Raw genomic sequence first — 14,493 nt, 5'->3', positions numbered from 1 at the left:
TTGAGATTATTCGTCTAGCGAAGTAGTTTCGCTTCGCTGGACGAGCGAACCTCTCTACAGGTGAAGGTGAACCATGGACTACGGCCACGAGCTGGTCTTCGGCACGTTCCTGACCCCTGCGGTCGACAATCCGGCGCGGGTGATCGCGCTCGCGCAGCTGACCGAGCAGGTCGGTCTCGACCTCGTCTCGTTCCAGGACCACCCGTACCAGCCGCGCCTGATGGACGCGTGGACGCTCGTGTCCGCCGTCGCCGCGCAGACCCAGCGCGTGAAGGTCACCACGAACGTCGCCAACCTCCCACTGCGGCATCCCGTCGTACTCGCTCGCAGCGTCGCCACGCTGGACCTGATCACCGGCGGTCGCATCGAGCTCGGTCTGGGCGCCGGTGGGTTCCTGGATGCGGTCGCTGCCAACGCCGGTCCGCAGCTGACCAGCGGCCAAAGCATCACTGCGCTGGAAGAAGCCATGGCGATCATCCGCGAGGTCTGGACGCCTACAGGCGGTGGCATTCGCCTGTCTGGCAAGCACTACAACGTTTCTGGTGCCAAGCGCGGGCCGCAGCCGGCTCACGACGTCGAGATCTGGCTTGGCGCCTACAAGCCCCGCATGCTCGCCGTCACCGGACGCCTTGCGGATGGCTGGCTTCCGACCAGTTCGTACGCCGGCCCCGACCAGCTCACCGCGATGAACAAGATCATCGACGAGGCCGCAGTCGAGGCAGGACGCGATCCAGCCTCGGTACGGCGGCTCTACAACGTAGCCGGCCGGTTCACCGGCCGCGGTGGGTTCCTGCAGGGGCCGGAGGAGGTCTGGATCGACCAGCTCGCCGAGCTGACCTTGGGCGAGGGGATGAGCACCTACATCCTTGGTTCTGACGACCCGGACGACATCCGGCGGTTCGCCGAGGTGGCTGCTGGGGTGCGCGAGGCGGTGTCGGCCGCTCGCGCTGGTGAGGTTGTTGCCGCTGCACCTGTGGTTCAGGTGGCGGATGGGTTCAGCGTGGTGCCGACTCCACCTCCAGCGGTACGACGGAGCGCCGTACAGGTACTGGATGAGTCGGAGCGTCCGACCGGTCCCGCTCTCGATCCAGATCGCACGTATACGCCGTACCAACTGTCGTCTGGCCAGCATCTGATCGACGTACACGATCATCTGCGTGCCGAGCTCGAGCAGATCCGCGACCTGGTCGAGCAGGTCGCGGCTGGGTCGCTCGGTGTGGGGGCGGCGCGTTCACACATCAACACGATGACCATGCGGCAGAACAACTGGACTCTCGGTACGTACTGCGAGTCCTACTGCCGGCTGGTGACCACACACCACTCGCTGGAAGACGCGTCGCTCTTCCCGCACATCCGTCGGGCCGACCCCGCTCTGGTGCCAGTGGTCGATCGGCTGCAGGCGGAGCACCGCATCATCCACGACGTACTGGAGGGTGTGGACAAGGCGCTGGTCGCGCTGGTCGATGGGTCAGGCACCATCGACGGTTTGCGGGCAGCGGTCGACCTGCTGGACGACACGCTGCTCTCACATCTGTCCTACGAGGAACGCGAGCTGGTCGAGCCGCTGGCACGGCTCGGGGTCATGTAGCTACTTGGCCTCACCGAGCAGTGAGGCGAGGATGTCGAGCAGGCGGAGGGTCGGGGCCTCGCCGAGCAGCCGGGCAGCCGAAGTGGCCGGCTCTGCGATCAGGCGGACCTGCAGGAGCTTGAAGTCGCGGACGTTCGCCGGGTTGACCAGATCGCGATGCACTGCGGCCAGAAGATCCGCTCCGGCGGAGGCGTTCGTGTAGGTCATCCGGATGAAGCTGTCGCTGACCGGGTAGAGGAACGGCCGCTTCAGGTGCAGCAGCTTGGACTTCTTCGCCTGCCCGAACCCACGGTGACCGGTGAACTTCTCGTCCAGCGCCATCGCGGCCTCGAACAGCTCGCTGCCCGGCTCGGCGTCCTCCAGCCGCGCCTTGACCGGGATCGCGGCGAACTCCTTCTCCGCTTCCACCTCGAGCAGCCAGGGGATGTCCATCGCCCGCAGGTCCGCGCCGACCACCATCGTCCGGGCCAGATCCTCCAGGGTCACCTGGTTCGGGTCGGAACCGCCGACGCACGTCATGCCCGGCAGGCCGTCGTAGTACTGCAACACGGCGCCGTTGGTCTCGGCGTACAGCCGCAACTGCGCGATCGCCTCGTCGACGACGATCTTCCGAGTACCGATGTTCATGGCCACACCCTCACACTCTTGGTGGCAGACCCGCCAGCAGACGGACCGATTCCTCACTGTTTCCGCAGATGGTAGGCGACCGAACGCTCATCTCCACGCCTGGGTAGCTTCCCGTTGTCCACAACCCGTAATCATCCGCTCCCAAACCCTCCAATCCCCGTAAACTCTCAGTGACAACCCATCAACCGAACGGAGGCAGAGGGTGGGGTCGGACTACCCGGCGGCGACCATCTTCTGGATCGCTTGGCGGGTGACGCCTAGTTCTCGGGCCAGGTCGGACTGGGAGAAGCCTTCGGCCAGGAGGGTGTCGATGAGGACGCGGCGTTGGCGGGACAGGTCGCGGGCGATGCGGGCGTGCTCGATGGCTTCGGCGCGGACGGTCTTGAGTTGGTCGAAGAGGTCTTGATGCTTGGTGGACTCGATGTCTTTGCTCATGCAGCCATGGTGACAACCCCTGGTTGTCAATGTCAACCCCCAGTTGTCAAACAGTGCGGAGGTCGGACAGGTCCACCGAGTTGCCGGTCTCGAGTGAGCGTTCGATCGCGCAGATGGTTTCGGTGACGAGCAGCCCCTGGTCGATGCCAGGACCCAACGCCCCAGCGTCGATCAGCCCGGCAGCGAAGTCCTGAACCATCCACACGGCCGGCCCGACGGCGGAGCGGCCGATGCGACCAGCGAGCGGCCAGAGCGAGCGTTGCCGATCGGTGACGGTGGCCAGCCCCTGATGGCTGAGATCCGCAGCCACCGAACCCTCGGTACCCACCACGCCGAACCGGAAGTCGACGATCCCCTCGCCCGCATCCGGCAGTATCCAGGCCGAGCTGATGGATCCCGTCGTACCGTCGTCGAAGGTCAGGAGTGCGTGGATGACATCCCAGGTGTCGACTCCGCGTCGTTCCAGCACGCCGCGGGACCCGACTGCACTGACCCGCGTCGGCGTACGGCCGGTGAGCCATGTCAGCAGGTCGATCGAGTGCGGCATCAGGAACCACGCGGGCGACGAGCGTCCCGCCCAGGAGAGCATCGTCGTCGGAACGAAGTACGAGTTGCTGAGGGTCGCATTCGACGTGATCGGTACGCCGATCTCGCCCGCCTGGATGCTTTCGTATGCCTTCAGTACATGCGGATTCCAACGGTTCTCGAATCCGACGAGACAGCGTCCCCCACCGGACGCGACAGCCGCGGCGATCGCGTCGGCGTCGTCGAGCGTGGTAGCAAGTGGCTTCTCGATCAGCAGGTGTGCGCCGTAGTGAGCAACGTCGACCGCCACTTGCCGGTGCGCGAAGTCGGGCGTAGCAATGATCACGGCGTCCGGCGCGAGATCCGAGAGCAGGTCGACATGCGAGCCGACTACCGGCAGGCCAGTGCTGGTAGCGGCGTCCTCGGCTACCCGCGCCGACGGTTCGGCGAATCCGATGACCTCGACACCTGAACTGTCGGCCAGCGCATCGGCGAAGAGCCGCCCCCGCAGCCCGGCGCCGACGATTCCGATTCTGAGCACGTGAATCTACTTTCGGCCTAGAAGAGCGTGAAGCCGCCGTCGACGACAACGACCGAGCCGGTCATGAAACTGGACGCGTCACTGGCGAGAAAGATCGCCACCGGACCCAGCTCCTCCGGCTCACCCCAGCGCTTCATCGCCGCCGGGTCTACGCACCACGGCTTGAACTCGGGCTGATCCACGGGCGACATCTCGGTGAGAAAGTATCCAGGCGCCATCGCGTTCACACGGATCCCGTACGGCGCCCACTCGGCGGCGAGCCCCTTGGTGAGCTGGTGCACCGCGGCCTTCGAGGTGAGGTACGAGATCTGCCACCGCGGCTGATTCACGATCTGCGCCGACATCGAGCCGACGTTGACGATCGTGCCGCCGCCGCGTTCGGCCATCCGCTGCGCGACCGCGCGACTGCAGTACCACACGCCGTCGACGTTGGTCGCCATCACCTCGTGCCACGCGCTGTCCGGGGTCTCGAACGCCGCGCCACCGATCCCGATGCCCGCGTTGTTCAGGAGGACGTCGATCGCGCCGAACTCGGTGCTGACCTGTTCGATCGCGCGCTCGACGTCCTCGACATCGGAGACCTCGAGCTGCACGCCGTACGACCTGATGCCCAGTTGCTCGAGTTCGGTCGCTGCTGCCTGTGCCGCGGCCAGCGTCCGCGCCGTGACGGCAACGGATGCGCCGGCCTCACCGAGTCCCTGCGCCATGGCCCGGCCGAGGCCGCGGCTGCCGCCGGTAACGAGCGCGACCTTGCCTTCGAGAGAGAACTTCTCCAGTGCGTTCATACCGGCCCTCCGAAGGGTTTCCTGACTAGGCAAGCAGGTATGTACACTTTCCGGACTAACTCGGTACGGTGTCAAGAGAAACCCGTCGCCCGGAATGGGGTGGGACCGATCGAGACCGCGCCCACCTATCGCACGCCCGCACGAGCGGGGTCGTCGCCGAGGCTGATCTCCCAGTCGGACACGGGCAGACTCAACCGCACCCGGCTGCTGCAGATCCTGTACGACCTCGGCCCGCGGTCCCGCGCCGATCTCGCGCGGATCGCCGGCGTCGCCAAGACGACCATCGGCTCCATCGTCCAGCCGATGATCGACGCGGGCATCCTGGTCGAGGGAGCGCCGCAACGCAGCAGCGCACAGGGTGGAAAGCCGGCCCGGCCCCTCTGGTTCTCACCCGCCGGACGGCCGATCATCGCCGTCCACGTGCTCCCGAAGAATGTGTACGCCGCGCTCGTGAGCCCGACCGGCACGATCCTCGCCCGCGCAGCGGGCACCTACTCGGGGACGCGGAACTCAGCCGAGACGATCGTCGAGCGCATCGTCGCTTGCATCGAAGAGATCACTCCAGCGGACTCGGCGGACGTGCTCGGCGTGGGCGTCGCGGTCGGCGGCATCGTCAACACCGACGAAGGCACCGTCGTCGAGATGAATCTCGCGCCCCGCCTGTCCGGACTCCCGCTCGGGCCGATCCTCTCCCGCCGGCTCGGGCTCGCGGTCCACCTCGATCTGCATCCGCGGGTCCAGGCGATCGGGGACCGGTGGTTCGGCTCCGGTCGGCGCAGATCGTCGTTCGCGTCGCTGTACTGCGCCGAAGCGATCGGCGTCGGTGTCGTCATCGGCGGTGACGTACACCGCGGTACGGCGGGTGCCGGTGGCGAAGTCGGCCACACGATCGTCGACCTCGGCGGCGCGGTGTGTCAGTGCGGGCGCCGCGGATGCTGGGAGACCATCGCCTCCCATCGATGGTTGCGCAGCCGGGCCGCGGCGCTCGGACTCGCGGGCGCTCGATCAATGACCGTCAAGTCGCTCAGTCGCCTGGTGAACGACGGTGCCCCGGGAGCTCAACCACTGCTGGAAGAATTCGCTCGCAACGTTGCGGTCGGCATCATCAACCTGCAGCAGACGCTCGCGCCTGGCCTGTTCATCGTCCACGGCGAGATCGTCAGCGGCGGCGAACAGCTTCGGGCGCTGATCGAGCAACACGTCATCCAGGGCGTCGCCCACCACCCGGGTGGCGATCCAGTCATCGAGTTCGCCACCGATCCGGACGACACCGTCCTACTCGGCGCCGCCGGCTTAGTGCTGTCGGAGTCGCTGGAACTCCTCAGCTAGAGCAGTCGATCCGCTTGAGCTGCGCTGTCAGGCGCGGCTGGCCTCCCCGATGTGGTGAGGGTGTAGATATCGACAGCAGGTGTCTGGTGATTGGGTCTGGCTGCAGGCGCAGCGGGGGCAGCGTTGGGCCGTAGTGGAGATATACGTCCTTGCGAGTTGCACCTGAACTCGATCGCACGCCGCCGCCAGCTCTCCTTCGATCAGGTCGGTTGGTTGCGTTAGGCAACAGATAAATCGGTTGAGAGGTTGAGGGTTGGTGCTCATCATGAGTTCCATGACTGAGACCCGTGGAGTGTTGCTGAGTGAACCTGCTGCCGATTCGGCGCGGGCGCTGCAGCAGGCGGGCCGTTGCCGGAAGGCGATTTTCGGTCAGTCGTGATCGCGGCGCTGGTCGCCGGGTTGCTAGCCGGGTATGGCGTTGCCATGCCGGTCGGGCCTGTGGGGACCTATCTGGTCGCGTTGAGTGCTCGGAGTTCGCTGCGTATCGGAGCTGCTGCCGGACTGGGGATCGCGTCCGCTGACGGCCTGTACGCGTGGGTGGCCGTGGCCGGCGGACATGCGCTCGCGCCGTTGCTCGCGCCGATTGTCGAGCCGCTGCGCTGGGTGTCCGCCGTCGTACTGGTCGGCCTCGCCACGATGGGAGCAATCCAGGCCGTACGGCGGTATCGAGCACACCGGTTGTCCGTGATCGAGCAGGAGTCGCCGGTCGGTGGGCGCCGCGCGTACTTCGGGATGCTGGGTATGACCCTGCTCAACCCCTGGACGGTGATCTACTTTGCCGCGTTGGTGCTCGGCGGTTCCGGCACGTCGGCGCATCCCGGCGTCGGTGAGCGCGTGGCGTTTGTCCTTGCCGCGTTCATCGCGTCTGCGAGTTGGCAACTGCTGCTGGCCGGCGGCGGCGCGTTGCTGGGCCGTTTGCTGACCGGGCCGCTCGGTCGGCTGTTGACCGCGTTGGCATCCAGCGTCCTGATCACGGCGCTTGCAATCCGCCTGGTTGCCTAGCAACCGGTATCAGTCGTGGAGTTGCCGCTCTACGGCGCCACTCGGGTTGAGGAACAGGAGGATGGGCGGTGCCGTGTTCGGCAGGATGGCTGAGTAGGCCTGCAATTGGGGAGCGTAGTAGGCGACTCGACTCTCCAACGCCGCTGCTGGGATGGCGTCGGTTTTGTAGTCGACGATCGTCAGGCGGCCGTCGTCCTCCCGGTAGATGAGGTCGACGAAACCTTCGAGCACGGTGCCATCGGGCCGGACGGTCCCGACGTACGACTCACGCCAGTGCTCACGGGCGGCGGCGCGCTTGACCACCTCGGAGACCAGTGCTGAGCGGGCCAACGCGGTGACGACGTCGGCATACTCGAGGACGCCTTCCGCGAGGCATTGGGTGGAAACCGCGGCTTCGAGACCGGCGCCGGTGGAGAGATCGACGACCTGCAGTACGGCGTGCACCGCACGACCGATCGCGCTGCCGTAGCGTCCCTTCGACCAGGGCGGAAGCTCGAGGTCGCGGGGTGCCTTCGCGGTGCCGGGATCGACGTCGGCGAGCGTGACGTCCGGGCCGGTGCCTTCCAGACCGGAGGCGCTCTGCGCCGACCGCCGTCGGCTGGCGGACTGGGCTGCGGTCGCACGTGCTTCCCAGTCGGCGCGAGAGATCGGGGCAGTGACGTCGGGCGTCGCTCGGGGGTCGCGCTGCACGGCCGGTGAGCTGGTGAAGAGGGTGGCGTGCGGTGCCTCGACGCCGCCGGCCGAGGCGAGGAGCTCGGCGTTGCTGGAGTGGCGGCGGTTTCCGGAGCGGTGCAGCGAGACGACGAGGTGATCGCGCGCGCGGGTCGCCGCGACGTACAGAAGACGTCGGCGTTCGTAGTCGTCCATCTGCTCGTCGACCGGTTGGACGAGGTCGAAATCCTCGGTCTGCACGGACGCCTTGAGCTTCACGGCGTACCCACCGTCCGGCGGCCACAGCACCTGGACGCCACGCTGCCGGTTCGGCGCCGCGGTCATGCCGGAGAGGATGACAATCGGGAACTCCAGGCCCTTCGCGGCATGGATCGTCATCACGCGGACGGCATCCGCGTCTGTCTCGGGCAGCACCGCCTCGGCGACGCGGGAGGTTTCTTCACCTTGGTGTGCGGCCCAGGCGAGGTACGAGCGCAGTCCGCCGTGCTCCACCTCGGACCACGCGCGGGCCTGGTCGACGACGAACCGGATCCGGCGCCAGGCATCGCGGGCCCGCGGGCCGACCGCGGCGACCTCGAGCATGCGCCGATCGGCGACGATCTTCGCGAGGACCTCGCTCGGGGTGAGCCAGCGGGACGCGTAGTACGTCCGGCGGAGCCACTCGACCGCCTCGCCGACCGGGTGCGTCAGGAGCTTGTCGGGGATCGGCGCGGTCAGGGTGAACGAGCCGCCGGAGCGTTTCCAGACGAAGAGGTCGTCGTCGCCGCAACCGAAGAGCGGTGAGCGGAGGGTGGTGACGAGGGCAAGCTGATCGCTCGGGTCGCCGAGCGCGCGAGCGCAAGCAAGAAGGTCGCGGACCTCGGCGGTCTGGTAGACGAGCGAGCTCGCCTCGGCACGGTACGGGATGTCCGCGCGGTCCAGGGCGTCTTCGAGAAACGGGAGCGAGGTCCGTGCGGGGACCAGCACGGCGATGTCGCCGGCTTCCGCCGTACGCCAACGCTCGGTGCGCTCGTCGTACACCTGCCAGCCTTCGGTGAGCGCCTGCTCGATGACTGCTGCTACGTCGCCGGCCTCGCGCTCGCGCAGGACCGAGGCTTGGGCGCGGGGGAGATCGTCGTGCGGCTCGGCGCCGAGGATGGTGACGGCTGGTCCGGAGATTGCCTCGTTGTAGTCCGCAGGCTCGACGTCGGCGGCGTCGTCATCGTGACGGCGGAAGGGGAGAACTGCCGCCAGATCTCCAACCTGAGCCTCCGAGCCAACGCCGCCCGAGACCGAGGAGCCGCCCGAGTCCGACGGGTCGCCCGAGACGGGGGAGCCGTCTGCCGGGGTGGCGCCGAAGTCTTCGTCGAAGAGAGTCAGCTCGTCGTCGGAGTCGCCGAAGAAGGAGAGCTGGCCGCCGGAGACGTCAGGGGGTGGTGGAGCCGGGGCAGGCTTGACCGGCCCGGTTGGACCGGTGCGGTGTGGTGCGAGCGATTGGTACGACGGTTGGGCGGCTTCCTGGGGTTGGATCAGCGTCTCGAAGACCGTGTTGATCCAGCCCAGGATCGGCGGGACCGTACGGAAGTTGGTGGTGAGCGCCACGGTCTCGCCGAGGAGATCCTGGGCGGTCAGGTACGTCGCGATGTTGGCGCGTCGGAAGCGGTAGATGGACTGTTTCGGGTCACCGACGACGAACAGCCGGCCATCAGGGACCTCGACGGCACGCCAGTCCTCGGCGTCCGCCTCGGCGCCGCCCGCGATCCGGACCGCGAGCTCGATCTGAATGGGGTCCGTGTCCTGGAACTCATCGAGCAGCAGCCGCTCGAACCGCTCCTGCAGCGCCGACCGCACCGCCGGATCCCGCCGGAGCAGATCCCTCGCGAGCACCAGCAGGTCGTGGAACTCGAGCCGCCCTTCTTCCCGACGCAGTCGCGCCGACTCGAGCACCCGGCGCGCGATCCAGTGTGAAAGGTGCCGCAGGCAAGCATCGAGCAGCAGCTCGACCAGTGAGCCCGCGACGTCGACCACCTCGGTGCAATCGCCACGCACCTTGGTGATGTCCGGCCAGTTCTCCTTGCGTCCGATCCGGCCCACCTTCAAGCCGCGCATGGTCTGCAGGATCGCGAGCTGGGTCTCCTGGTCGGAGGCGGCGTTCAGCATGACGCCGAGCTCGCGGATCTGGTGAACCTTGGGCAGCAGCCGGTCCTCGGCATCCAGGCACGACTCGGCCACGCCGCCGATCTGCGCCGCGGCCGCGACCAGGCCCTCGAGATCCGGCATCGAGACGAGCTCCGGCGGATCGACCAGCACCCGCTCGGCGATGAGGTCCCAATCGTTGCCGAAGAGCCGCGCGAGTGACCGCAGGTGTTTGAGCTCGACCCCGACGGCCATTGCCAACAGCAACGGCTCCGCGATCGAGTCGTCGTCGAGCAGTTGCTGCTGCAGCTCGGCCCAACGCTCTTCGAACGCGACCGACGATCCGACCTCGTCCAGTACGTCGATCAGCGGCGGCAACCCGGCCTCGATCGGATGAGCGAGCAGGATCTGCTGCGCGAACGCATGCAGGGTCCCGATCGACGCGGAGTCCAGATCGTCCAGCGCCGCGTCCGCCAGCTTCCCGGCCGGACCCCTCCGCGCCTTCTCGAACTCGACCCGCAACCGATCCCGCAGCTCCGCCCCGGCCTTCTCGGTGAAGGTGACGGCTGCGACCGTTCGCAGGAGTACGCCGTCGCGCAAAACCAACGTGGTCACGCGATCGACGAGGGCGTGCGTCTTACCGGATCCGGCACCCGCTTCGACGAAGAGGGTCGCCGACGTGTCCGACCGGATCCGCTCCCGCGCCGGCTCGTCCAGCAGCAACTCACTCATCGCCGCCCCCGTCCGGAGTCAGCGCGGTGGGGTCGATCAGGCGGACCAAACGTTCCAGGGTCGGGTCGTGGCGTTTGCGCTCCCAACGGGCTCGGACCTCGCTGTGGCCGAGGCCATCGGGATTGCAGTACGGGCACTGCACCCACAGGAAGTCCGGTACCTCGGGCGCCTTCGGTGGAAAGAATCCGGCTGCGATCGACGACACGATCACGTCGAGGGTATCGACGTACCGCTCCTCGACCTCTGGCGTCAGCGGCACCGGGATCCGCTTCCCGCCACGGCGGACGAACCAGTACGACGCCTCGACCGGTGTGGACTCTTCTCCGAGCCGGGCCCGCGCCGCGTAGGCATAGACCGGCAGCTGCAGTTTTGTCCCGCCGGCAACGGGATCCGACTCGATCCCCTCGTACCGCGAGAAGCCGCCGGTCTTCACGTCCGTCACGTAAATGGTCCCGTCCGCGCCGAGGTCGACCTTGTCCGCCGACCCGCGCAGCAGCACCCGCCCGGACGGGACCGGAATCTCCACCGGCGGCTCGCCCTCGAACCCGAATCGCAGCTCGCTCGCCACCACCGACGCATCCCGCTCGGACCGCCAGCGATCGTCATCGGTCAGCAGCACCAGCAGATCACCGAGAATCCGCATCCGCTCCCGCTGCCACAACCGCGGATGCCCGGTCAGCCCCTCCGCCTCGAACCGGTCCGCAAGATCCGCACCGATCGCCAGCAACAACGCCCGCTGCTGCTCGGTCCACGGCTCGCCCTGCTCCGGCAGGGAACCCTTCAGCTGCGATACGAAGGCGTCGATGCTGTAGTGGATCAGATTCCCCACCTGCATGGGTGAAATCACGAGCAGATCCTCGGGCGCCTCGAGCGGCTCCACCTGAAGCAGCCGCTCGACGAAGTATGCATGCGGGCAGGTCGCATAGGCCTCCAGCGAGGTCGGTGATGCGATCCGATCCTCAACCGCATACTCAGGCAGACCCGACACCCCGGACAGGTCGCCGTCGAAGCGGGTGAACGCACTGCTTCCCCGCCCGCGGAGCAACTCGCGCGCACGCACCAACACCTCGTCGTTCACCCACAGACGCGCCGCCGCGGCGCGCACCTGCCACTCCTGCTCGGTCGCCGGCATGGTTGCCGTTGTCAACGATCCCGCGTACGACGCCGACGTACGCAGGAGCTCGCCGTGCTTGTCCCACTGTGTCGCCGGCAACCCGTGATCGCCGGTCAGCTCACGCAGCGAACCAAGCAGCCAACGACTCGGTAGACGTCGTGACGACCGCCGCAGGTCGCCGCGCGCGAACGACGCCACGACGCGGGGCCCGGCTGCGAACGCGACGAGCAGATGGCGCTGCTTCTCGTCGAGCCGATCCCGGAACGACGCCAACTCCGGCGCGGCCGCCTCCCGCACGCGATGGGGAAGCAGCGCGTCCTCGTGCACGCGCCCCGGATAAAGGTCCTCGGACAGGCCCACGACGTACACGATGTCGGCCGCCAGCCCGATGCTCGCCGACAGCGGCGCGACCAGCACGCCAGTGCCGAAGGTGCCGACGCGCGGGAGTGATTGCTGCAGCTCGAGATCCAGCACGTCGCGCAGCACTGACAGGCTGGCCGGCGTGCCGAGCTCGTCCAACGTGGACAGGCCCCGCAACGAGCTCTCGACCGCGGCCGCGGCGTACTGCTCCTCGATCGGCAAGGACGCGTAGTCGCCGAGCAGATCCTGGAACAGTTGCAGCACAGCGCCGGCCACCTCGGACCAGGTCTCCAGGACTGCAGCCGCAGTCAGTCGCCGCCGGAGCTCCGAAGCGAACGCATGCAGTCGCTCGGCCGTGGTGGCGTTGTACTGCGCGCGGCGGATCGCGGCCGGTCGCGGGTCCTCGGCCGCTTCCTCCTGATTGGCCGTACGGCGCTCGGACTCGGCGTACCGTGCGAGTCTCGTGTCCCAGTCGTCACCACGGACGACGCCGGCCGCGCGCGACATCCGCTCCCACTGCGGCACCGGGATCCGGTCGCCGGCGAAGTCACGCGTCGGCGCGTTCGCAAGGGCACGGAACACATCCGCCCGCGGCAGGTCCTGATCGACGAGCGCCAGGACCTCGAGTAGCGTCCGCGCGATTGCGCGCTCGTGAACCGGACGTGTGCCGGGTCCGTTGACCCCGATCCCTGCGGCGCCGAGGTGCTCGTGCAGAAGACGCGCGTACGGCGAGGCGGCCGAATACAGGATCGCGATCCGATGCGCGGGTGTGTGCTGCAGTGCTTCGACGACGTCGCGTACGACACAACGCACCTCGTCGTCGGCGTCCGACGCGTTCAGGATCTCGGTGGCGACCGGGTAGTTCTTCGAGATCGAGGTCGGCAGGTCGATGCCGATGCGTTCGAGCGAACGGCGGACAGCGCGGTCGGCTCGTCGTACGTCGGTCAGTCCGACGATCACCGTGAGATCGGCCGCGGCAGTGCCGAGCGCCTCGACGAACGCGGCCTCGGATTGGGTGAGCTCCTGGGGGAGATAGAGGACGAGCGCGCCGAGCTCGCGCACGACGGTCGGCTCGGCGGCGAGGCGTGCGGTCGCGGCCCGGAGCAGGTCGGTCTCGTCGTACCAGTCGGAGGTGAGCTCGGTGGTGACGTGGCGGTGCAGGCGGACGAGGTCGGGACCTAACGAGGACGCGTGGGTGATCTTGTCCAGCGCGGGATCGGTGAGGTCACGAAGCTCGCGATGGGCTGAGGCAAGCGCTTGGATGGTCGAGGGATGGTCGGCGACCTCGTGGAAGATGCCGGGAGCTTTCGACAACGCCGTCCGCCAGGTCGCGGCCACGATCGGACGCGTCGCCGGACGGCGCGGGGACAGGATGCTCGCGGCAAGCTGCTCGGCCAGGCGCTCCAAGGTTGCGAGGTAGAGGCCGGCGATCGTGGTGCGAGCCAAATGGCGGCGGGCGATCACGCCGGTCAGGTTGTTGGGCAGGAGAAGGGTGACGGGCTTCAGCGGATCGTCGGCCTTGAGGTCCGCGACGACGGAACGCAGGCGCTCCAGAGCGGCCTCGCCGTACGGCGTGCTCTCGATCCGGGTGGTACTCACCACAACCCCCGATCCGTCCTCGACTGTCACCGCAGACGGTAAACCCTCCCACAGACAAAACCAGAAGGCGGACGTGCGCCACTCACCAATCAGATCGTTGAGCACCTGCGCACGCTCACGACTGCGGTCTGGCGGAGCGGGGTGCGTGGTTGATGAGTGGCGCGAGTCCGCGCTCTGGACCGGGCGGGGCGAAACGCCCGGGTTGGGTGCGGGGGTGGCGGGGGGATCTCACAATTGAGGAATGGGCAGGGAGACGGCGGTTGTGCGGGTGTTGTTGGTGCTCGTCTTCGCGCCGTCCGGCGGGTTGTTCGGGAAGGCTGTGGCCGAGGCGGCGCAGGGTTTGCCGTGGTGGCCCTGGCTGGTCGCGGCGCTGGTCTGGCTGGTCGTGACGGGAGCGATCTCGCTGGTGGTTTCGAACCGGTTCGACGTACCCGCAGAGCAGCCCAGAGACCGGTCGAGATGAGCCCCGGTGTGGCGGGACCAGCGGATCGAGGATGATGCTCCGATGGTCGCTGCGGTGCATCACGTCGAGATCTGGGTTCCGGACCTGTCGCGGGCTCAGGAAAGCTGGGGCTGGGTCCTCAATCGGTTGGGTTGGAAGGACGGTGACGGCTGGCCCGGTGGCATGACCTGGACGGCGCCCGACGGCAGTTATGTCGTGGTCGAGCAGAGCCCGGCGATGTCGGCCGGTGAGCACGACCGGATGCGCCCCGGCATGAACCACCTCGCGCTGAACGCAGCCGGCCGGGCCGAGGTGGACGCGATTGTCGCCGAGGCGGCGCGGCACGGGTGGACGCTGATGTTCGCCGACCGGCATCCGTACGCCGGCGGCCCGCAGCATTACGCCGCCTTCCTCCACAACACCGACGGCTACGAACTCGAGATCGTCGCACCCGACTAACTGGTGAGACCAGAAGTGCCTGGAGTGACAGTTGGGACAAGCCGTATGACATGGTTACACCAGGCAGTGGAGGTCGTAGTCGCGGGGCAAGTGTGGAAGGACGGTGCTCGTGACGGAGAAGCCTGACGGGGGAAGTACGCCCGGACCGGCTTCGCGCTCTGCGCGCAC

At 67.7% G+C, this 14,493-nt stretch carries 11 protein-coding genes; 5 read left to right on the top strand and 6 right to left on the bottom strand.

Going from position 1 to position 14,493, the window contains the following annotated elements; genetic code table 11:
* Positions 1-73: 73 nt before the first annotated feature.
* Positions 74-1,588, top strand: a complete 1,515-nt coding sequence (locus ACWF4Z_RS14695) for an LLM class flavin-dependent oxidoreductase (RefSeq protein ID WP_452243533.1) — start codon at positions 74-76, stop codon at positions 1,586-1,588.
* Here ACWF4Z_RS14695 and ACWF4Z_RS14690 read toward each other — a convergent pair whose 3' ends face one another.
* The 4 genes from ACWF4Z_RS14690 to ACWF4Z_RS14675 form a co-directional block, all read right to left on the bottom strand.
* The gene (locus tag ACWF4Z_RS14690; RefSeq protein ID WP_452243532.1) at positions 1,589-2,215 is read right to left on the bottom strand and encodes a DUF6308 family protein; all 627 of its coding nucleotides are present in this window, start codon (positions 2,213-2,215) and stop codon (positions 1,589-1,591) included. It lies immediately after the preceding gene.
* A 213-nt stretch (positions 2,216-2,428) separates the two neighbouring features.
* The gene (locus ACWF4Z_RS14685; RefSeq protein ID WP_452243531.1) at positions 2,429-2,650 is read right to left on the bottom strand and encodes a TrfB-related DNA-binding protein; all 222 of its coding nucleotides are present in this window, start codon (positions 2,648-2,650) and stop codon (positions 2,429-2,431) included.
* A 46-nt stretch (positions 2,651-2,696) separates the two neighbouring features.
* Positions 2,697-3,716, bottom strand: coding sequence for a Gfo/Idh/MocA family protein (locus tag ACWF4Z_RS14680; protein ID WP_452243530.1), 1,020 nt, complete (start codon positions 3,714-3,716; stop codon positions 2,697-2,699).
* 17 nt (positions 3,717-3,733) lie between these two features.
* Entirely contained in the window at positions 3,734-4,501 is a 768-nt protein-coding gene (locus ACWF4Z_RS14675; protein WP_452243529.1) for an SDR family NAD(P)-dependent oxidoreductase, read from the bottom strand.
* Between the two features lie 99 nt (positions 4,502-4,600).
* Here ACWF4Z_RS14675 and ACWF4Z_RS14670 point away from each other — a divergent pair, with 99 nt between their 5' ends.
* Both ACWF4Z_RS14670 and ACWF4Z_RS14665 read left to right on the top strand, forming a co-directional pair.
* Positions 4,601-5,830 (top strand): ROK family protein, encoded by a 1,230-nt coding sequence (locus ACWF4Z_RS14670; protein WP_452243528.1) that lies wholly within the window; start codon positions 4,601-4,603, stop codon positions 5,828-5,830.
* Between the two features lie 375 nt (positions 5,831-6,205).
* Positions 6,206-6,832, top strand: coding sequence for a LysE family transporter (locus ACWF4Z_RS14665; RefSeq protein ID WP_452243527.1), 627 nt, complete (start codon positions 6,206-6,208; stop codon positions 6,830-6,832).
* Positions 6,833-6,841: 9 nt separating this feature from the next.
* Here ACWF4Z_RS14665 and ACWF4Z_RS14660 read toward each other — a convergent pair whose 3' ends face one another.
* Positions 6,842-10,351, bottom strand: a complete 3,510-nt coding sequence (locus ACWF4Z_RS14660; protein WP_452243526.1) for a UvrD-helicase domain-containing protein — start codon at positions 10,349-10,351, stop codon at positions 6,842-6,844.
* On the bottom strand, positions 10,344-13,454 hold the full coding sequence (locus tag ACWF4Z_RS14655) for a PD-(D/E)XK nuclease family protein (protein WP_452243525.1): 3,111 nt from the start codon (positions 13,452-13,454) through the stop codon (positions 10,344-10,346). The genes ACWF4Z_RS14660 and ACWF4Z_RS14655 overlap by 8 nt, the downstream gene beginning before the upstream one ends.
* A gap of 211 nt (positions 13,455-13,665) precedes the next feature.
* Here ACWF4Z_RS14655 and ACWF4Z_RS14650 point away from each other — a divergent pair, with 211 nt between their 5' ends.
* Together ACWF4Z_RS14650 and ACWF4Z_RS14645 are read left to right on the top strand one after the other, a co-directional pair.
* Entirely contained in the window at positions 13,666-13,887 is a 222-nt protein-coding gene (locus tag ACWF4Z_RS14650) for a hypothetical protein (RefSeq protein WP_452243524.1), read from the top strand.
* Between the two features lie 42 nt (positions 13,888-13,929).
* Entirely contained in the window at positions 13,930-14,325 is a 396-nt protein-coding gene (locus ACWF4Z_RS14645; RefSeq protein ID WP_452243523.1) for a VOC family protein, read from the top strand.
* Positions 14,326-14,493: the final 168 nt, after the last annotated feature.

It is taken from the genome of Kribbella sp. NPDC055071, from assembly GCF_053608045.1.
This window is presented reverse-complemented; position numbering and strand designations above follow the sequence as displayed.

Bases quoted from the DNA above. Each gene is read 5' to 3' on its own strand.
- ACWF4Z_RS14695 (WP_452243533.1), top strand. From the start codon at position 74: ATGGACTACGGCCACGAGCTGGTCTTCGGCACGTTCCTGACCCCTGCG.
- ACWF4Z_RS14690 (WP_452243532.1), bottom strand. From the start codon at position 2,215: ATGAACATCGGTACTCGGAAGATCGTCGTCGACGAGGCGATCGCGCAG.
- ACWF4Z_RS14685 (WP_452243531.1), bottom strand. From the start codon at position 2,650: ATGAGCAAAGACATCGAGTCCACCAAGCATCAAGACCTCTTCGACCAA.
- ACWF4Z_RS14675 (WP_452243529.1), bottom strand. From the start codon at position 4,501: ATGAACGCACTGGAGAAGTTCTCTCTCGAAGGCAAGGTCGCGCTCGTT.
- ACWF4Z_RS14660 (WP_452243526.1), bottom strand. From the start codon at position 10,351: ATGAGTGAGTTGCTGCTGGACGAGCCGGCGCGGGAGCGGATCCGGTCG.
- ACWF4Z_RS14650 (WP_452243524.1), top strand. From the start codon at position 13,666: ATGGGCAGGGAGACGGCGGTTGTGCGGGTGTTGTTGGTGCTCGTCTTC.
- ACWF4Z_RS14645 (WP_452243523.1), top strand. From the start codon at position 13,930: ATGGTCGCTGCGGTGCATCACGTCGAGATCTGGGTTCCGGACCTGTCG.